The 18,258-nt window shown below is 56.8% G+C and carries 16 protein-coding genes and 1 pseudogene; 12 read left to right on the top strand and 5 right to left on the bottom strand.

Annotated features, from left to right (window positions below):
• Positions 1-9: 9 nt before the first annotated feature.
• The 6 genes from HU730_RS21380 (at position 10) to HU730_RS21405 (ending at position 6,987) form a co-directional block, all read left to right on the top strand.
• Positions 10-705, top strand: coding sequence for a tRNA (adenine(22)-N(1))-methyltransferase TrmK (locus HU730_RS21380; protein ID WP_186527497.1), 696 nt, complete (start codon positions 10-12; stop codon positions 703-705).
• A gap of 217 nt (positions 706-922) precedes the next feature.
• A complete protein-coding gene (locus HU730_RS21385) occupies positions 923-1,549 on the top strand; it encodes a glutathione S-transferase (RefSeq protein WP_034126187.1) in 627 nt (208 codons plus the stop codon).
• A 203-nt stretch (positions 1,550-1,752) separates the two neighbouring features.
• Entirely contained in the window at positions 1,753-3,483 is a 1,731-nt protein-coding gene (locus tag HU730_RS21390; RefSeq protein WP_186527498.1) for an OPT family oligopeptide transporter, read from the top strand.
• Positions 3,484-3,593: 110 nt separating this feature from the next.
• Positions 3,594-4,334: a BPL-N domain-containing protein gene (locus HU730_RS21395; RefSeq protein WP_186527499.1), complete on the top strand. Its 741-nt coding sequence runs from the start codon at positions 3,594-3,596 to the stop codon at positions 4,332-4,334.
• 138 nt (positions 4,335-4,472) lie between these two features.
• Positions 4,473-5,879 (top strand): amino acid permease, encoded by a 1,407-nt coding sequence (locus HU730_RS21400; protein WP_034126190.1) that lies wholly within the window; start codon positions 4,473-4,475, stop codon positions 5,877-5,879.
• Between the two features lie 22 nt (positions 5,880-5,901).
• Positions 5,902-6,987 (top strand): GlxA family transcriptional regulator, encoded by a 1,086-nt coding sequence (locus HU730_RS21405; RefSeq protein ID WP_096143263.1) that lies wholly within the window; start codon positions 5,902-5,904, stop codon positions 6,985-6,987.
• Between the two features lie 144 nt (positions 6,988-7,131).
• On the opposite strand, the gene HU730_RS21410 is transcribed toward HU730_RS21405, so the two are convergent.
• On the bottom strand, positions 7,132-7,512 hold the full coding sequence (locus tag HU730_RS21410) for a cupin domain-containing protein (RefSeq protein WP_057977550.1): 381 nt from the start codon (positions 7,510-7,512) through the stop codon (positions 7,132-7,134).
• A 185-nt stretch (positions 7,513-7,697) separates the two neighbouring features.
• Here HU730_RS21410 and HU730_RS21415 point away from each other — a divergent pair, with 185 nt between their 5' ends.
• Positions 7,698-8,414: a class I SAM-dependent methyltransferase gene (locus tag HU730_RS21415; RefSeq protein ID WP_186527500.1), complete on the top strand. Its 717-nt coding sequence runs from the start codon at positions 7,698-7,700 to the stop codon at positions 8,412-8,414.
• Between the two features lie 36 nt (positions 8,415-8,450).
• On the opposite strand, the gene HU730_RS21420 is transcribed toward HU730_RS21415, so the two are convergent.
• Together HU730_RS21420 and HU730_RS21425 are read right to left on the bottom strand one after the other, a co-directional pair.
• Positions 8,451-8,816: a hypothetical protein gene (locus tag HU730_RS21420; RefSeq protein ID WP_186527501.1), complete on the bottom strand. Its 366-nt coding sequence runs from the start codon at positions 8,814-8,816 to the stop codon at positions 8,451-8,453.
• 313 nt (positions 8,817-9,129) lie between these two features.
• Positions 9,130-9,684 carry a cytochrome b gene (locus tag HU730_RS21425; protein ID WP_186527520.1) on the bottom strand — a complete coding sequence of 185 codons (555 nt, stop codon included), beginning with the start codon at positions 9,682-9,684 and terminating at the stop codon, positions 9,130-9,132.
• A 427-nt stretch (positions 9,685-10,111) separates the two neighbouring features.
• On the opposite strand from HU730_RS21425, the gene HU730_RS21430 reads away from it, so the two are divergent.
• Positions 10,112-10,840, top strand: a complete 729-nt coding sequence (locus HU730_RS21430; protein WP_127881986.1) for a hypothetical protein — start codon at positions 10,112-10,114, stop codon at positions 10,838-10,840.
• Between the two features lie 52 nt (positions 10,841-10,892).
• On the opposite strand, the gene HU730_RS21435 is transcribed toward HU730_RS21430, so the two are convergent.
• Positions 10,893-11,435, bottom strand: a complete 543-nt coding sequence (locus tag HU730_RS21435; protein WP_186527502.1) for a GNAT family N-acetyltransferase — start codon at positions 11,433-11,435, stop codon at positions 10,893-10,895.
• A gap of 160 nt (positions 11,436-11,595) precedes the next feature.
• On the opposite strand from HU730_RS21435, the gene HU730_RS21440 reads away from it, so the two are divergent.
• The 4 genes and pseudogenes from HU730_RS21440 to HU730_RS26830 form a co-directional block, all read left to right on the top strand.
• Positions 11,596-11,829 carry a hypothetical protein gene (locus HU730_RS21440; protein WP_032896099.1) on the top strand — a complete coding sequence of 78 codons (234 nt, stop codon included), beginning with the start codon at positions 11,596-11,598 and terminating at the stop codon, positions 11,827-11,829.
• Positions 11,830-12,064: 235 nt separating this feature from the next.
• Positions 12,065-16,612 carry a hypothetical protein gene (locus tag HU730_RS21445; RefSeq protein WP_186527503.1) on the top strand — a complete coding sequence of 1,516 codons (4,548 nt, stop codon included), beginning with the start codon at positions 12,065-12,067 and terminating at the stop codon, positions 16,610-16,612.
• 439 nt (positions 16,613-17,051) lie between these two features.
• Positions 17,052-17,198 carry a hypothetical protein gene (locus tag HU730_RS21450; RefSeq protein ID WP_186527504.1) on the top strand — a complete coding sequence of 49 codons (147 nt, stop codon included), beginning with the start codon at positions 17,052-17,054 and terminating at the stop codon, positions 17,196-17,198.
• 111 nt (positions 17,199-17,309) lie between these two features.
• Positions 17,310-17,444: pseudogene (locus tag HU730_RS26830) on the top strand (integrase); the annotation flags it as partial.
• Positions 17,445-17,587: 143 nt separating this feature from the next.
• On the opposite strand, the gene HU730_RS21455 reads toward HU730_RS26830, so the two are convergent.
• Positions 17,588-18,103, bottom strand: a complete 516-nt coding sequence (locus HU730_RS21455) for a hypothetical protein (protein WP_186527505.1) — start codon at positions 18,101-18,103, stop codon at positions 17,588-17,590.
• Positions 18,104-18,258 lie beyond the last annotated feature (155 nt).

Here is an 18,258-nt window from a genome sequence, read left to right on the forward strand (position 1 = left end):
GAATCACCGTTGAACGAACACACCTTGTCGCAGCGCCTGGAGCGCGTGGCCGCGCACATACCCGCGGGTGCCCGCCTGGCCGATATCGGCTCAGACCACGCCTACCTGCCGGTGGCGTTGATGCGCCGTGGCGCTATTGCGGCGGCCGTGGCGGGGGAAGTGGCCGCTACGCCGTTTCAGGCGGCCAACCGTACCGTGGCCGACAATGGCCTGACGCAGCACATCACCGTGCGCCGGGCCGATGGCTTGGCGGCGATTCAATCGGGCGATGACATTACCGCCATCAGCCTGTGCGGCATGGGCGGCGAGACGATCCGCGACATTCTCGACAGCGGCAAGGCGCGGTTGAACGGGCGGGAACGCCTGATCCTGCAACCCAATGGCGGTGAGCAGCCGCTGCGTCAATGGTTGATGGAGAACGGCTACCAGATCCTCCATGAGGAGTTGCTGCGGGAAAACCGCTTCTACTACGAAATCATTGTCGCCGAACGCGCCGAGGCGATGACCTATACCGCCGAGCAGCTGTACTTCGGTCCGTTGCAAATGCAAGCGCGTAGCCCGGAATTCCTGGCGAAGTGGCAACGTATATTGCGCGAGAAACGCAAGACGTTGGCCAGCCTCGAACAGGCGCGGCAGGCGGTGCCCGAGCAGAAAGTGCAGGAGATCGTGCAACAGGTGAAGTGGATCGATCAGTTGCTCGCCTGAGCGCCACCGGTCCAGTGTGGCAGATGTGGAGCCTTGGCCAGGCTTCGAGCGGTGTATCAGGCAACATCCATGTCGTGAATGCCGCAGCCTTCGAAGCCTCGCTAAAGCTCGACATCTCCCACATTTGATCGCGCAGGCCGGTGCTGCCTGGCCACATTCGCGGCACTTCACCGCTACGCTGTAGTCTTCTCTTAAATCCCCCCAAGGTGTCGCCTCGATGATCACTGTTCACCACCTCAACAACTCCCGCTCGCAACGTATCCTGTGGGCGCTTGAAGAACTGGGCCTGCCCTACGACATCAAGCGCTACCAGCGCGACGCCAAGACCAACCTGGCGCCGCCTGAACTCAAGGCTATCCACCCGCTGGGCAAATCCCCGGTGATCGAAGACGGCTCTCGTGTGCTGATCGAGTCCGCCGCGATCATCGACTACCTCATCCGCCGCCACGGCAACGGCCAACTGCAACCCGACCCGGCTACCGACGCCTATGACAGCTATGTGCAATGGCTGCATTTTGCTGAAGGCTCGGCGATGTTGCCGTTGATGCTCAACCTTTATGTGGGACGGCTGGGTGAAGCAGGCGCACCGCTGCATCCGCGGATTGAGTCGGAGCTGGCCAACTACCTGGGGTACCTGAATGACGTGCTGGGCCACACGCCGTACCTGGTGGGCGACGCACTCAGCGGCGCGGATATCCAGATGAGCTTTATCGGCGAAGTTGCCCAGGCCCAGGGCAAATTGCAGGCCTACCCGAACCTCGCGGCGTGGCTGCAAAAGCTCCAGGCGCGCCCGGCATACCGCAAGGCGGTGGAGCGGGGCGGGGAATACGCGTTCGCCAAATAGCGGGCCCACCGACACCGCCTCCTGTAGGAGCGAGCGTGCTCGCGAAAAACGTAAACGATAACGCGTGTTTCCTGGATGAACGCGGCGCCTTTGGGTTTTTCGCGAGCAAGCTCGCTCCTACAGAACCCGTTTCGGCAGGTGAACCTTCGAGTCTCCCAGCGCTCACTTAAAGGTGGCACTGGCTTTTCTCGAAAGGAATCTGCATGCACTCCACCTCGTCAGTCGCGCCCGTAGAGCGCGAACTGAGCCTGCGGGCAGTTATCACCGGGATCGTGCTGGGCATCCTGCTGACCCCTTCCAATGTCTACGCAGGCTTGAAGATCGGCTGGTCGTTCAATATGTCGATCATCGCCTTGCTGATCGGTTATGGCCTCTGGCAAGGCCTGGCCCGGCGTTCCGCTGAACACCTGCCGTGGACCCTGCACGAGAGCAATATCAACCAGACCGTGGCCTCTGCCGCAGCGTCGATCATTTCCGGCGGGCTGGTCGCGCCCATCCCGGCTTATACCTTGCTCACCGGCAACCAACTGGCAGCGCTGCCGATGATCGCCTGGGTGTTCTCGGTAAGTTTCCTGGGGATCTGGATCGCGTGGTACCTGCGGCCTTCATTGCTCAATGACAAGGCGCTGAAGTTTCCCGAAGGCATGGCCACCCTGGAGACCCTGCTGCACATCTACAACCATGGTCGCGAAGCCGCCACGCGCTTGAAAGTGCTGCTCGGCGCAGCGTTGTTGTCCGGGTTGGTCAAGTGGGTGGATACCTTTATGTGGGCCTTCCCACGCTGGTCGCCGAGCCCCGCGTTGGAGCGCCTGACCTTCACCGCCGACCCCTCTCTGCTGTTGCTGGGGTTCGGCGGCATCATCGGCATTCGCGTGGGCCTGACCCTGCTGCTCGGCGCCTTGCTGGCATGGGGCGGGCTGGGGCCGTGGCTGTTGGCCAACGGCCTGGTGAGCCTGCCCGCCGACAGCAGCGGCCCGCAGTTTGCCGCGCTGGTGGAATGGCTGCTGTGGCCTGGGGTGAGCCTGATGGTGTGTTCCACCCTGGCGTCCCTGGCGATTCGCCTGTGGGCGTTGCATCGCTCAACCCGAGCGGCTGGCGGCACGCCTTGGGCGGTTCCCAAGCCTGGGCCTGCCGTGGGGTTTGCCTTGGCGATTGCGTTGGTGGTGAGCCTGCAAGCGCTGTTGTTCGGTATCAACCTTGGGATGGCGCTGCTGACCATTCCCCTGGCGATCTGCCTGGCCGCCGTGGCGGCGCGGGTGGTGGGGGCGACCGGTATTCCGCCGATTGGCGCCATCGGGCAACTGTCTCAGCTGAGTTTTGGCATCGTTGCGCCGGGCCAGGTGCCGATCAACCTGATGAGCGCCAACACCGCCGGCGGTTCGGCGGGGCAGTGCACAGACCTGATGAATGACTTCAAGGTGGGCAAAGCGATTGGCGCGACGCCGCACAAACAGGTTATCGCCCAGATTCTCGGGATTTTTGTCGGCAGCGTCGTCGGCGTATTCGCGTACCTGGCGTTGATCCCCGACCCGCAAACCATGCTGCTCACCGAACAATGGCCAGCCCCGGCCGTCGCCACTTGGAAAGCCGTGGCCCAAACCCTGACCCACGGGCTGGATTCGTTGTCACCCAGCATCCGCTGGGCCATTGCTGTTGCAAGCCTGTGCGGCGTACTGCTGGGCATACTCGATAGCACGCTGCCCACCCATCGCGCCCGCTATCTGCCAAGTGCGGCAGCCTTGGGACTGGCGTTTGTCTTGCCTGCGTCGGTGTCGCTGATGATGGCCCTTGGCGCGATCATGACCTGGGCCGTGAGCTGTCGCTGGCCAAGTGTGACGCAGCGCTTTGCGATCACGGCAGCGGCGGGGCTGATCGCCGGTGAGAGCATTACCGGCGTAGGCGCGTCGTTATGGCAAATGCTGGCAAGTGGATAAATGGCCGACCTGGATTTACAACTCTTCACGAATTCAAAAGGCTCACCGTTATAGGCTTGGCGCTGCGACCACTGGATCAAACCCATTCAACTGACCGTTGAGCCTAGCCCATGAAACTGCCTGCCATCGCTGCCACGTTTCTCGCCGTTGCTACGCTGCATCCTTTACCCGTACACGGCGCAGGCCCCGTCACCCATGTCGCCATCTACCGAGGCCCGGCAAGCTGCCCCGACTGCTCGGAAAACGTGAAAACCGCCCTGCAGCGCCTGGACCCCAATTACCAGATCGACTTCGTCGGTGCCGACGAACCCATCGACATCACCCCGCAAACCCTGGCGCGCTACGATCTATACGTGCAACCCGGCGGTGGCCAGGACATCCCGGCCGCCCTCGACAGCCTGGGCGATGCGCGTGCCGAAGCCATCCGCGATTACGTCGCCAAAGGCGGCCGCTACCTGGGCCTGTGCATGGGCGCCTACCTGGCCGACGACAACAACCTCGGCCTGATCCCCCAGGCGCTTGATACCGAAGCTGGCCGTCCCGGTTTTGAAGTGTCCGGTATTGAGGACGCCGCCGTGCGGGTGACGTGGGACGGGCAACCCGACTCTGTGTTCTATCAGGACGGTCCGTATTTTCCCAAAGCCAATGCCACTGCGCCCTACAAGGTCATCGCCACCTACCATAATGGCGACGTGGCGGCAGCGCGCTATACCTACGAACGTGGCGTGGTGGTGCTGAGCGGGCCGCACCCGGAAGCCGGGCGGGAATGGTTTGAAAATGCCGATATCGAGCTGAGCAAGATGCCGCGTGGCGAGCTGTTCGGGTCGTTGATACGTAGCGCGCAAGAGTAGGGCGCGCCGCCCGTTACTTCAGGATGCCACTATTCCCCATGTCGATATCAGGCACGATGGTGGCGTAACCAGGCTACTTGTGCCTGGCCTCGGGCACTTAAGGTGAAGGTCATTGGCCGCCCGAGAACAACAAAAACAATGACTAGCCTCAACTGCAACGATTCCAACGGTCAGCTTGCGCAGGGCTTCAAGCCGCGCCATGTGACCATGTTGTCCATCGCTGGCATCATCGGCGCGGGGTTGTTTGTCGGCTCCGGACATGCCATCGCCGCAGCGGGGCCGGCGGTTTTACTGGCTTATTTGTTTTCCGGCCTTCTGGTGGTGCTGGTCATGCGTATGCTGGGGGAGATGGCGGTGGCACGCCCGGACACCGGCTCGTTTTCCACCTACGCCGACCAGGCCATCGGCCCGTGGGCGGGGTTTACCATCGGCTGGTTGTATTGGTGGTTCTGGGTGCTGGTCATTCCCATCGAAGCCTTGGCCGCCGGGCATGTGCTCAATCAGTGGTTCCCTCAGGTTGATGCGTGGCTGTTTGCGTTGATCTCAATCGTTTTGCTGGTGATCACCAATCTGTTCAGCGTGGCCAAATACGGCGAATTCGAATTCTGGTTCGCCATGGCCAAGGTGATTGCCATCGTCGGCTTTATCGGCCTGGGCTTCAGCGTCCTCATGGGCTGGATCCCGGATCGCGAAGCCAGCGGCTTGAGCCGCTTGATGGAGGAACACGGCGGGTTTGCTCCCAACGGCCTGTCGGCGGTGGTGGGCGCGTTCATTACCATCATGTTCAGTTTCATCGGCACCGAAGCGGTGACCATCGCTGCAGCCGAATCGAGCAACCCGGCGCAGAACATCGCCAAGGCCACCCGCTCGGTGATCTGGCGTATTGGCGTGTTCTACCTGTTGTCGATCTCCGTCGTGATTTCCGTGGTGCCCTGGAACGATCCGCTGTTGGCCTCCGTGGGTTCCTATCAGCGCGCACTGGAAATTATGAACATCCCCAACGCCAAATTCATGGTCGATGTGGTGGTGTTGATCGCGGTAGCCAGTTGCATGAACTCCTCGATCTACATTTCTTCGCGCATGCTGTTTTCCCTGGGCAAACGCGGCGATGCGCCGCCGGCGCTTAAAATCACCTCGAAGGCGGGCGTGCCCAGGGCGGCGGTGATCGCCAGCACCATCATCGGTGCGGGCGTTACGTTGCTGAGCTACTTCATGCCGGCCGGTCTGTTCCAGTTCCTGCTCGCCAGCTCCGGGGCCATCGCGTTGTTGGTTTACCTGGTGATCGCTATCTCGCAACTGCGTATGCGTCGCTTGCTGCTTCGGCAGAACGTCGAACTGACCTTTCGTATGTGGCTATTTCCGTGGCTGACTTATCTGGTGATCGTGTTCATCTGCCTGGCCCTGGGGGTGATGATGGTGACGCCGGAACACCGCACCGAAGTGTCCTCGACCATTGGCCTGGCGTTGGTGATTTCCTTCATCGGCCTGGTCACGTCGCGCCAGCACAACCGGGCACCCAAGCCGGTGGCGCTGGAACATTCCTGATCACGCCTGTGGGGTAGCGGTGATGGAAACCGAGGCACCTGTTTGCCAGACCATCGGCTTTTTGCTGCTGGACCAATTCACCCTGATATCGCTGTCGTGTGCGGTCGAGCCGCTGCGCATGGCCAACCAATTGGCGGGCGAAGAACTCTACCGTTGGCAAACCATCAGCCTGGACGGCCAGCCGGTGTGGGCCAGCGATGGCGTGTCGGTAACCCCGGACGCGTGCGCCCAGGACCAGCGCGGCTTCGATGCGGTGATCGTGTGCGGCGGCGTGGGCATTCAACAGGCTATCAGCCCTGCGCTCATCGCCTGGTTGCGCAGCCAGGCGCGCCTGTACTGTAAACGTCTCGGCGCGGTGTGCACCGGCAGTTGGGCACTGGCCCAGGCGGGGTTGCTCGATGGCTTCCAGTGCAGCGTGCATTGGGAGCTGATGGCGTCGATGCAGGAGGCGTTTACCCGCGTCAAAGTCAGCTCCAGCGTATTCACGCTCGATGGCAACCGCTTTACCAGCTCTGGCGGCACTGCGCCGCTGGACATGATGCTGCACCTGATCGGCCGCGATCACGGGCACACGCTGTCGGCGGCGATTTCCCAGATGTTCGTGTACGAGCGCATTCGCAACGAGCGCGACCACCAACGCGTGCCGCTCAAACACCTGCTCGGCACGCAACAGCCCAAGCTGCAAGAAGTGGTCGCCCTGATGGAATCCAACCTGGAAGAACCCATCGACCTCGACGAACTGGCCGCCTACGTGCACGTGTCCCGCCGCCAGTTGGAGCGCATGTTCCAGAAGCACCTGTACTGCACGCCATCGCGCTATTACCTCAAGCTGCGCCTGACCCGTGCGCGCCAGTTGCTGATGCAGACGCCCATTTCGATTGTCGAGCTGGCGGTGATTTGCGGCTTTGTGTCCACGCCGCATTTCTCCAAGTGCTACCGGGATTTCTTCGGCGTTGCGCCCAGCGATGAGCGCTCGGACATGCGCCTGCATCCGCCGCCTGCGTTACGGCCAGAGGGGCAATCCCGGGCCCCGCAACAGCCCAGGAATACACTGGAGCAGGCGCGCGACGAGCCGACGTTTGCCACGGTGCAGATTCAAAGGCGATAGGGCTTGGGGTTTTCCCGAATGCCAGTAGGAGCGAGCTCGCTCGCGAAAAACTCACAGGCGCCGCGCTCATTCAGGAAGCACGCGTTATCGTTGGCGTTTTTCGCGAGCAAGCTCGCTCCTACAGAAGGCAATAAGCCTCGGCGCTCAAATCCACTGGTCATTCAACGCGGTGCGCTCACCGCCTTCATGCCCGGTATTCAGAATGCCCCTAGGCTCGATCATCATCAGCCTGGCTTCACCTTCGGCGGCGGTCCTGTGCTCAATGCCACGCGGCACCACATACAACTCACCCGGCTTCACATACACCGGGCCATCCGGCAGGTCGATACGCAGCGTGCCTTCAAGCACCAGGAACGCTTCATCGGTTTCGGGGTGCGAATGCCAAATGAATTCACCCTCGATACGCACCACCTTGAACTGGTAGTCGTTCATTTCGGCAACCACTCTTGGGCTCCATTGCTGATCGATGAGCGAGGCTTTGTGCGCGAGGTTTATCGGTTGGGCGGGTTGCTGTAGGTGAGTCATGCTGAGCCTTCCTGTCAGTGAGAAGGCCAGATTATCCGGGCCGACAGGTCATAGGCTTGTACGATCCTGCAACCCTTCCACTCCTACACCCCCGCATTCCCCACGGGAATGCAGCGCATAAAATTAATGCATTTTTCTTACTGTCACGGTTAACGTAATTTCCTTCAAGGCCACGGAGAACCGCCTTGAACTCATCCTCATCCAACCCTGCTGACAAATTCGATACCTCAAGAGCCAACGAGTACGCGCGACAAAGCCGTATCGCGCTGGCGGGCTATGACGCGTGCCAGGATCTGGCAGCCTGCATGCTCGCGGCGAGCCTTGGCGATGCCCCTTCGGCCAAGATACTGGTGGTCGGCGCCGGCGGTACGGCGCAGGAGATCATCGCCATGGCCAACCTTGAACCGGGCTGGCGCTTCATGGCGGTTGATCCCTCGCAGCCGATGCTGGACGCGGCAAGGCAGCAGTTGGAAGCCAACCACTTGCTTGACAGAACCACCCTGCATCTCGGGACGCTTGAAGACCTGGCAGCAGACGCGTCATACGACGCCGCCACCTTGATCGGTGTGCTCCACCATCTGGAGGGGGATGACGCCAAGGACCGGATGCTGCGATCGATTCGGGCGCACCTGAAACCGGGGGCACCGCTGATCGTCGCGGGCAATCATTACGCGTATGCCAGCCAGCCGTTGCTGCTGGCGGCATGGGGCCAACGGTGGCGTCAGCATGGCGCTACCTCGGACGAAGTGAAGGCCAAGCTCGGCAAAATCCTTCAAGGCGCTGACCCGCCCCATTCCGAGGCCGCGGTTCAGAAGCTGTTGCATGACGCTGGCTTCGGCGACGCGACGCGTTTCTTCTGCAGCCTTTTCTGGGGGGCTTGGTTGACGTGCAAGGTGGGGTAGCGATGTTTCCCCTTGCTCGACAACCCGTGGCGCGATTCAGATCGCCCGGAGAGTAGCCAACCGCCGACGCCAATCGCCGCCATGCCGAAGGTGGCATTCCTCTTCGGAGTCGAAACTGACGCAGCGGGCGATGTTCGGGACGTGCACATCAGCGTCATCCAACGCGGCGGTAGTCAGCTCGCGCATACGGGCGTCCCCGCCGGTCGCAAGGGCGCGAGCCTTGCTCGCGACGTTGTCGAACACCCAGATCACCCGCAGGCTTTGGGGAAACGCGCGGTAGTCGACGGTGTGGGTCAACCAGTCGAAGCCCGGAATTTCGGCCTTTGCGATCTCGCAGGCGTCGGTCAGGGCTGCGATGAGGCGGCGTTCGATACGGGCGTGGTCGCGTGAGGCAGGCGGCATAAAGGAAATCCGTGAGTCCTGGGAGTGGGTTGGGGCGTCAGGCGATAGGCTGATCAGAGCGGGCGTTATTGAAGCGCGGGGCGCAAGCGTTGCCACTCATTCAAGCAATTCTCGGCAACGATATCCGGGTAACCCCGTTCTTGCTCCATCGCCAACGCGGTGGAGAAGGGTACCGCAATGCAAGTGGCTTGGTCATTGCAGCGAAGTGTCATCGACCATCGGCCTGGTCACGGCGCGCCAGCATGGGCGGGCGATCAAGCCGGTGATATGGGAGCAATCCTGCCAGCGCTGCCCACCTGTGGGCCGCGTCACTTCAGTGCTGGCGTACCCCTCTTGTCATACGCCGCAGCACCTGCTTATCGCCCTGCCTATAGTGCATGACCACCGCCCCGACATGCCCGAGGATAAGCACCAGCATTGTCCAACCCAGCAAGCTATGAAAGTTGCTGCCCAGATCAACCATCCACTGGATTTTTTCCCCCTCGAACCCCTCCATGACCGGCACGCCAAACGCAGAAAAAGCCCGGCCGGAGCCGTACTGGCGGATCATCCCGATCAGCGGGATCAGGAACATCAGTGCATACAGCATGCCGTGCCCGGCGGCGGCGAAACGGCTGATGCTGAGTGGGCGCCGGTGTCGGTTCAGCAGACTCCAGCCGGCACGTAGGATCAGCAACACCAGTAATAACAACCCTACGGGTTTGTGAAAGGGCCACAGCCATTTATCCAGCGTTGAGTCTGATGCCAGGTAATGGGTTATGGCTGAGCAATAGATCCACGCAAACAACAGGAACATCAGCCAATGCACTGCTCGGCTTACCGAGTCGTAGTGTTCACGTGACCCAGCAGGGGGGGCGCAAGTCGTCATTGTCGTATCCTTCTGGCGAGTCGCCTTGCGTTCTTTTTCAAGCGCATTGAGGCGACAGATGATAAACGGCCAGAATGAATCTGGCGGTGACCAGATCATATACAAGGAGACACAGGCAGCGGTCGTGTCGAAACATCAAGAAAACATGCATCCTGCAGGGGGGAACTGGACGCCCAATGGCAGGGGCGTAGCCTGTTCAAATCCACCGAGCATTTTCAGCCGTACGCTCCCCACCTTCATGCCCGGTATTCAAAATGCCCCGTGGCGAGCCTTCGAGCACCAGGAATGCTTCGGGCGCGTGTTCGTTCTTGCGCAGGGCGTGGAACGATCAAAAGCTGTGGCGAGGGAGCTTGCTCCCGTGACGGTCTAAAGCTGACGCGTTTATGGTCGATAACCCGTATGAACCCGCTAATCAAGGACCGATTAAATGGCACTTTCCGTTAGCCCTGCCTATATTCCACCGGCCAATCTCAACCTCACGCCTTCTGAGCAGAAGCTCGTACCCCAGGCGTCGACGGACCCCGCCAAGCAAGCCCTGGCAAACGCCGGCCCCGCGGCCATTTACCATCCCAGTGAAGCGGCGACAACCACGGCACAAGCCCCGGAGGCCGTTGATACCTGGGTCGGTCGCTCCGAATCGCCGCACTTTCCTCGCTTCGTCGACCTGTTCAATGGCGCGCAAAGTGCGCTGAAAGCTTCCTTCCAGACATTCGAAGCGAACCTGGCAGCCACTGCGCCCGACCTGGCCAGCACCGGGTACGGTTTTACCGTTGAGGCTGACGGCCGGCTGAAAGTGCTCGATACGGCTGGCCAGCTCAGCCGTGAGGCGACCGAGAGGCTGACGGTTCTGCTCAATCAATCCGTTGAGCTGAAGGCCACAGCCGTGGCCTACCGCAACGCCGCCATCGACATGGTAGACGCAGGCTCACCCTGGTCGGGAAGTACCCTGGGCTACTACAGCCTGACCAATGAAAACTTCGCCAGCACTATTGATCTGGCGCCCTTGTTCAGAACGCATGACCCGTCGGATATTAAAGCGGGCAGGAACCAGTTTTTCATAAACCAATTGTCTTCCAACGGCGAGCGCGCGACGCAAGAGACTGAGCGGGCGATGTTGGAGCGGCGTGCCGCCCAGGGGGGCAGCACCCAGGCTTGATCGGCGCAGCCTGCGGCTGTCGTCGAGGACCGGTCGGCGGCAGTGGCCGCGCTTATTGTTCAGGGTTGATCAACGATCTCAACGTATGGTCCTCCCAGATGCCAGCGATTTTCAGATAGGCTCGCGCATGTCCTTCATTCTCAAACCCCAGCGACTCCAGAAGGCGTTCACTTCGCACATTGCGGGGTAAATGATTGGCCATGATCCGATGAAGACCCAACTGCTCAAAGCAGTGTTGATTAGTGACCTGAAGCGTTCTTTTCATCAGGCCGCGACCCTGGGCAGATTCCGCCAGCGAGAAGCCGAGATGACAGGCCTGAAAAACGCCCCTCACAATGTTCGTGTAGTTACACCGCGCTAGGACCTCTCCGCTCTCGGGTTCAAGCAAGAGGAAACACAGAGCGTTGCCAGCGTGCATATTGTTGACCTGCTGCTCGACCCTGGCCTTTGCGTTGCCCGTGGTGAAATATTCCTCGTCCCTGAGCGGCTCCCAGGGTTGCAGATGCCTGCGATTGACGCGTTCGTAACGGCTGATCCTCTCGAAATCGTCGCACGACAATGGCCGAAGGCAGTAGCCTTCAACGCAATACTCCATAAGCCCCTCCAGATTTACCAATGCCCCAATCTGACTGCGTAGCCGCAAAGAATAGCGCCGCTGCGCGTAAAGCGACCCCTTTCATGGCAAACAGGTCTACCATGCCAGCCCCGGCAGTGGTTCCACTCGCTCCCGAACTCAATTTTTCAAGGTAGCGATAATGTCCATCGACCAGATCTCCCTCCCCAAAGGCGTCGGCCCCCACGCCGCCAAGCTGCTTGACGCTATTACTGGCGCCTCCACCCATGAAGAACTCAACCGTGCTGGCGGTAAAGCCGAGGGTTTTGTGCTGGGGCTGGAGGCCACCAAGGCGATCAAAAGCCAAATCGCAGAGTCGCTGTATGTGGCGTATGACGACGCGGCGAGCAATCGAGCCGCAGAGTTGAAGGGGTAGTGCAAGCCAGTCCATGGCTGCGGTAATGAGGCGTTTTTTGTTGAGTGAATAAGCGACGCGCGTGAAGCGTCCATCATGGTAGTTTCAAGGAATTAAATAGAGTAACTGACCCAAGGAAGGAAGTCGCAATGCCAGTGGACACTCACCAATCCGCATTCTCTCGCAACGTCTTAGGGTTGAGCCATTCTGCGAGCAGGACGCTGTTGAGTCCTCCAAATAAAGGGGGATTTGAATAATGTCGCCTGAAAAATTAACGATGAAGCAGCTCGAATATCTTAAGGACCTATTGCTATCGCTTGATGCAGCCGGTGCGATGGGTTTTGAAGGATTTGTCAGGGTAGTTCTTACTACAATGACGAATATTCCTTTTAGATTGGCCACAAGTGGGCTTCAAGGTGGCCTGGATGGCGATTCGGCATTCCAAAATGATGCTGTGTGCTTCGAAGCAAAGCGTTATTCAGGTAGGGTTTCTAGAGAAACTGTTGTAACAAAAATCGCAGACTTATCACGTGTAAGCGAGGCGGCAGACCGTCTTTGGGTGCTTGCCGCCACCAGTGAAATTGGCACGCAATTAGCGAAGGCGTTGCAAGAAGACGGCGATAAAAACGCGATTTCTACTCTCATACTCGATTGGGCTGGTCCATTACCTCTATTGGCTGTCGCCACTGTAGCCACCGCTAATGCGGCAGAAGACTTCTTAATGATGCATTGCAATCCAAAGCCCAATTGCCAAGAGCTTGCTCAAATATTCGAAGCCATCAGTAATCATCCTGAGTTTCACTCGTTGCTGGAAAGACTCAAGTCGAGTTTGAATGTTTCTACGCTAGCAACGGCACGCTCGACCGAGCTGAACAAGTCATGGCGCATTGTGTCGTTTGGCTCCGAACACATTGCGCGCGACCGGTTGGGGCAGGCATTGGTAGTCGCACACTTGGACTCGCCGTCACTACGAGAAGCCCTGCGGCAGCAGATTAAGGACTATCTACAAAATGATCAGGTCATCGTCTTAACTGGCGGGGAGGGGCATGGTAAGTCGTGGCTAGCGGCGCAAATTTGCTGTGATTATGAAGGCCTCGCACTTTTTTCAAGTGCCGAGCAATTCGATGAAGTCGCTGTTAAAGACTTAGACGATTTTATCGTTGAACTGCTGATAAGTCAGACTGGTGACGTCGCGGATGAAACGGTGAAATTGAGGTGGCGCCACCGACTTGCTGCTTGGAAGCGTCAGCCACCAGCGCTTTCACTGTTGGTGGTCGTCGATGGTATCAATCAGCGGCGAAGTCAACGATGGGATCGAATTCTTAACGGTCTGAAGGAAAGACTGTTAGCCATCGGCGGGCGACTGCTTGTGACTGTCCGCCCGCAATTTTGGGATAGAGTTGTCTCCCATGGCATAAGTTTTAAACCAAACCTGGTCGAGATACCTGAGTGGTCATTAGAGGAGCGTGATCAACTACTTACAAATTACGGCATTAGCCTTGACTGGCTTGATGACTCAACGCGCCAAATACTTCTAAATCCACGGCTACTTGGGGTCGCTATTGCGACATTGCCTCACACGAGTTCTGTCGCCTGGAAAGGGTTGACAAAAGACAGAGTTCTCTTTGAGCACTTGCGAGCCTCTCAGCGGGAAAGCTTTGAGCCAGAAACCTGGGATGAGCTTACGAACCGTCTGAGTGACCACGCAAAAAAAGTATTGGAGCGTATCAGGGACTCGCGAAATGAACCTCCGCATAATTTTGAAGACGACTCTACAGCTGTGATCGAAACACGCTTTTTTCGGACACTAATTGGTCCAGGAAATAATTATGAGCTGCGTGAGGAAGGACTAACCCTCGCACTCGGTTATACACTTGTTGACCAACTGTGGCAGGCGCAACGTGCTGGACACGACCTAACTCAGCGAATGACTTGCTTGATCGATCCAATTTACGCGATGGATCGAACAGTTGATGTCGTGTTTGCCACCCTAATGATCTGCGCTTACGACTCGGTTCGCTTCAACCAGTCTATTTTCGCAGTTCTGCTCGACGCATTTTCTACCCTGCAGAATGTCGATGATCAACGGTTCGAGGAGTACGCCGAGATCGTCAAAAAACAACCAAAAGCACTATTTGAATCGCTAGGTGTTTTCACACTTGAGTCAAGACGAAGACTTAATCACGATTGGTTCGTTCATGCGTCATTCTCAATTGCAGCTTCAAATGAGGGATGGCCAATAGCCCAAAATGCTGTTCGTAGCTGGTTATGCTACTACAACAAAGATGCACTTGATCAGGTGAGTAGATACCCAAGCCAATCGGACGAGGAAAGAGCCGAGCGTTTACAGAAGAGAACGGTTGAGATTCAAGAGATTATTTCTTCCCTGTCTCTTTTTGAAAAAAACCTCGTGCAGAAAATGACCGCGGTTACAGGTCAGTTAGACGATATTTACGGTCTCGCACTTCGGTTGTTGTCTGGCCGATCACTTGCAGAGTTTGCTGAGAGCTTTATCTTCTTCGGCCTCGGCCTCTCGATGGATACAGATGTTTCGAACGCTCGCCGGGCATTTTACCATTTGACAACTTTCAACCGATTGGATCGTGCGGCGACGATGAATGCTTTTCTGAAGGCGATAGAACCGCTGAGATCAACCGAGACTTCGAAAGGTGGGCAATGGACTGTCGTACGTATGTTATTTGCTACTGGAGACGAAACTGCTGCGCGGGAAGCTGCGGAGATCTCCAACTTATTACGTGAAGACATACTGCACCTAGCAACACCAGCACTCGGTAAATGGCGGCACTCACGCGTTGCAGACCCGAAAGCGTTTCAACCAGACGATCTGGACCGTGGGCTAGAAAGCTTCAGCGCAATCGACCCCGACACCATCTTTCAGTCTATGACGTCCAGCGTGAAGGATCACCAATTTGAAGAGTTTCTCCCTGTAGCCTGTCGTTTTACCCCTGAACAAGCAATTGAGAAGGCTCGCACGGTCCTTTCAGGTCTTCTCACTCGAACCTCAATACCGTTACGTCAATTGATACTAAATGGTTCGAAGTTAGGCCCTCTCATGACGCGTGACATTGCCCTTCGGCTGCTCGCACGATTGAGTGAAGGCGAAGATGATGTAGTAGCTACGCTTGTCAGTCGGGAGCAAAACGTTCAGAGAATGTTTTTACTCATGTACTTGGCACCCGAATTAACGGCATCGGAACAGCTTGAATGCATGCTTAGTCCAGCGTTCGGAACGGATTTCCTGCTCAACATTATTCCTATGCTGAAGCCGCAACCCACTGATGCGATCATCAGTGCCCTTCAGTTAGCGCTGGATGATGGCGACGAGATGCAAACTTATGCAGTTCTCGCAACTACTCGTTACGGTGGTACACCCATAACGGATGAGCTTGAGTCATTATTACTTCGTTGTTACCACTCAATACCGTTAAGGGGCAGGGCGTTCGCGTTAGAGTTGGCTAGCCAGGGGGACTTAAAAACGATCAGAGATGCCCATGCCCATAGCGGTTGGTCCGGGCGTACTTTAGATACTCAGACTACTAAAGAGGGCTGGTATGGCGCCATTCTGCTTGCGGACGCGTGCAAAAAGAATGAGCTGACTGTCCATGAGCTGATGAATAGGACCCATCCAGAAACTTGGTTTTATTGCTCTGCGCGTGTCGGCGCTGAGATGTTGGTACCTTTGGCCAGCCATTTTCTACAACGACTACAGCTGGCGATTGAGGAGATTCGGAACATCTCAGCGCCAGCCTTGCAGCTCACGCTCACACCATCGGATTCAGCACCTTATCCTATGCTCTCCATTGATGAACCTGAGCGTCAGAATAGTCGCTTTGCCCCCCCAGATACATTCGCTGAATTGCTTGGCTCTCATGAAGACTTTTATGCAAAGCAAGATCTCCTTCGCGCAATCTCCGATGACTTTTTCGCGAAGCTGAAGGGGACTAACGCACTGCTGTTTACGGAGCGTGTGACGATCGAAGACTTGAGATTGCTGAATCTTGCGGAGCCCACGTTGCTGCCGACCATGCTTGGCATACTGGAACAGGCAAGTGATGCCGAATTTAGCTGGCTAAAAAACCTGGCTTTCTCAGTCGCCAATCTGGTGTCGAGTGATATGCCCGAGAGGGCGATAGCGTTGTTCGAAAGAGCCCTGCTAACCCAGTTCTTTGTCACTTTGGAACTGGTTGACGGCTTGACCCTTGAGCATCAGGCAATCTGGTCTAGTACCCCTTCACTGGCATTTAATTTTTTCTGGGAGGAGCGACTCTTAACCGCGGGGAGCGATGAGGTCCTCGCCCAAGAGGTTGCCGCGGCCGAACGGTTTGGCGCAGCGAAATTTATTGAGGCATTCGTTCAGGACAAAGCGTGCAGTTCATCTACTTTGGATCAGTCCTTCGCGATCACTGTAGCTGGTTTTTCTAAGCATTCAAAAGAGTGGCTGGCCGTAATCGAAAGCCACTTGGATAACAAAGGAATCACTGGAGACGCTGCGAAAAAAGCCAAGATCGCACACGAAACGGGCGAATGGGCAAAAAAATGGATAAGAGATATGTCTCTTGCTGCCACGCCGGATGAGTTTTGGCGCTGTTTGATCATCTCAACGGCTTGCATGGATCAGCGAGTCTCTGACGCGTGCATAAAACAATCTAAGTGGGCAACCTTCTCGGCACTTTTTAAACAGGTTAGAAAGACCGCGATTCGTGAGCTGAGCAATAATCGAAACAAAACATTCGTTGGTCAAAGCGTACCTGATTCGATTTTTATCAAAGGATACGACCAGTAAGTTGGATTATCTTCTCGGTGGATATCAGTCCTGGATCCTCAGCAGGGCTGATTCAATGAGAGTTAATGGCGCTACCCCTCACATCTGGCAGCAAAGCCGAAGGCCGATTTAGTAATCAGGACTTCATCCGTCTTGCGGCGTCGGGCGAGTATCGATATCTGCGGCGTAGTTGGTAACCAGACGGCATTCGTCGATGGAAGACGGCATGTTTTTGCATTGTTACTACTTCTCAGTGGAAAAGGGGCCGGATTTATTTCTAGGAAATGTCCCTTTTCGCCCTGGCTGAAAAGAAAATCGACGCGGCTTTCGCCCTGCTTCGCGATCAACTCGACGGAGTGTAGGAAAAATCTGAATCGGGTTTTAGCGCTGTGTGAGCGGGCGATCTGCCGCCTAGCACGTACTATGCTTAAGGCGAGCAATGTCGCTCAAGGAGAACCTCATGAAACTACATATCGTTCTTTTTTCTGCTTTGCTGGCTTTAGGCTTCGGCACCAACGCGCTAGCCGTTGGCAAAAATCCTTTCAATGAGCCATGTCGTGCAGACGACGGCTGCACTATCCCGTACGTTCATTGGGAACAGGGGTAAATGCCGCCGGGAAACGTAGATCTATTGTGTTACCCGGCTCATGACGGAAAAGGGGCGGATTCATGTCTAGGGAAAATAAACCTGTCCCCTTTTCCGTGTCCCCTTTTCCGCCAACATCCAGTGCAATTTGAAATCACTGAGCAAACCCGAATAGCTCTAGAGACTTGGCTGCGTCGGGCTCACCTTAGAAGTGAAGATTTCTTGTTTCCAATCCGGCCGCACGATTCAGGACACCTATCGATCAGGTAATACGCTCGAATAGTGAAAGCTTGAGTGACCGTCGCTATTCGGCCCAAAGCGGTCTGTAGTATGCAGCACCTTTAGTGAGCACTCCCGCGCATCTTGGACGATTTGACCAAGCCATGAACCTAGCCTATGGGCTAGTGGTGTCAGACCCGTCCGTACTGCTCCAGTATTTTCATCAGGACAGCGTTGGCGTGCGTGAAATTTTCTAGCTGACCACGAATTTGGTATGCCCACTTTGATCCGTGGAAAAGGTTATTTCTAAGCCGCCAGACAATCATCAGGATGCATAACATGCTATCGCCGGGATCGTCACTTTTCCCATTGATGACGCGGCTTACCAAATCGGGATAGTCCGTTCTACGAAGGTTGAGGTAATCATAGTGATCTGTTGTTTCACCATTCACGGAGTAACGGTTCCTGAAGTAAGCCAGTGATTCTTCATACACCTTAGGGTGAATCCTGTTTTCAGCGACCCAGCCGTTGACCCGATCTGAGATGGTTCGCGCCTGAGCAAAGTTGTCCATGACCTGCGCTTCGAAAAGGCTCCAGAGAACGGAGAAGTCGAAAATGGCCCGGCGATCTTGATCAGGTAGCTCTTTAAACCCCGGTGCATTCGCATATAGCCACTGTTCACTTGTGCTTTTTTCAAAAACGTCCATGGATTAATTTCCTATCGTGTAAGGGCCGTGGATTCGACCTAGCAAACTTAAGTCAGATGCTGTGAGCATATTACTTCATAGGCCTGATCCGAGCGCGGTAGTGCTAGGGGTGATTATCTGAATTAGCTGCTATAACTAACCGCGTTCAGCTACTC

This window comes from Pseudomonas sp. SWRI22 (assembly GCF_014268395.2).
In the GTDB taxonomy this organism is placed as follows: Bacteria; Pseudomonadota; Gammaproteobacteria; order Pseudomonadales; family Pseudomonadaceae; genus Aquipseudomonas; species Aquipseudomonas paracarnis.

Excerpts from the sequence above, each read along its gene's own strand:
- HU730_RS21385 (WP_034126187.1), top strand. The coding sequence starts at position 923 with ATGATCACTGTTCACCACCTCAACAACTCCCGCTCGCAACGTATCCTG.
- HU730_RS21390 (WP_186527498.1), top strand. The coding sequence starts at position 1,753 with ATGCACTCCACCTCGTCAGTCGCGCCCGTAGAGCGCGAACTGAGCCTG.
- HU730_RS21395 (WP_186527499.1), top strand. The coding sequence starts at position 3,594 with ATGAAACTGCCTGCCATCGCTGCCACGTTTCTCGCCGTTGCTACGCTG.
- HU730_RS21400 (WP_034126190.1), top strand. The coding sequence starts at position 4,473 with ATGACTAGCCTCAACTGCAACGATTCCAACGGTCAGCTTGCGCAGGGC.
- HU730_RS21405 (WP_096143263.1), top strand. The coding sequence starts at position 5,902 with ATGGAAACCGAGGCACCTGTTTGCCAGACCATCGGCTTTTTGCTGCTG.
- HU730_RS21410 (WP_057977550.1), bottom strand. The coding sequence starts at position 7,512 with ATGACTCACCTACAGCAACCCGCCCAACCGATAAACCTCGCGCACAAA.
- HU730_RS21420 (WP_186527501.1), bottom strand. The coding sequence starts at position 8,816 with ATGCCGCCTGCCTCACGCGACCACGCCCGTATCGAACGCCGCCTCATC.
- HU730_RS21425 (WP_186527520.1), bottom strand. The coding sequence starts at position 9,684 with ATGACGACTTGCGCCCCCCCTGCTGGGTCACGTGAACACTACGACTCG.
- HU730_RS21430 (WP_127881986.1), top strand. The coding sequence starts at position 10,112 with ATGGCACTTTCCGTTAGCCCTGCCTATATTCCACCGGCCAATCTCAAC.
- HU730_RS21435 (WP_186527502.1), bottom strand. The coding sequence starts at position 11,435 with ATGGAGTATTGCGTTGAAGGCTACTGCCTTCGGCCATTGTCGTGCGAC.
- HU730_RS21440 (WP_032896099.1), top strand. The coding sequence starts at position 11,596 with ATGTCCATCGACCAGATCTCCCTCCCCAAAGGCGTCGGCCCCCACGCC.
- HU730_RS21445 (WP_186527503.1), top strand. The coding sequence starts at position 12,065 with ATGTCGCCTGAAAAATTAACGATGAAGCAGCTCGAATATCTTAAGGAC.
- HU730_RS21450 (WP_186527504.1), top strand. The coding sequence starts at position 17,052 with ATGAAACTACATATCGTTCTTTTTTCTGCTTTGCTGGCTTTAGGCTTC.
- HU730_RS21455 (WP_186527505.1), bottom strand. The coding sequence starts at position 18,103 with ATGGACGTTTTTGAAAAAAGCACAAGTGAACAGTGGCTATATGCGAAT.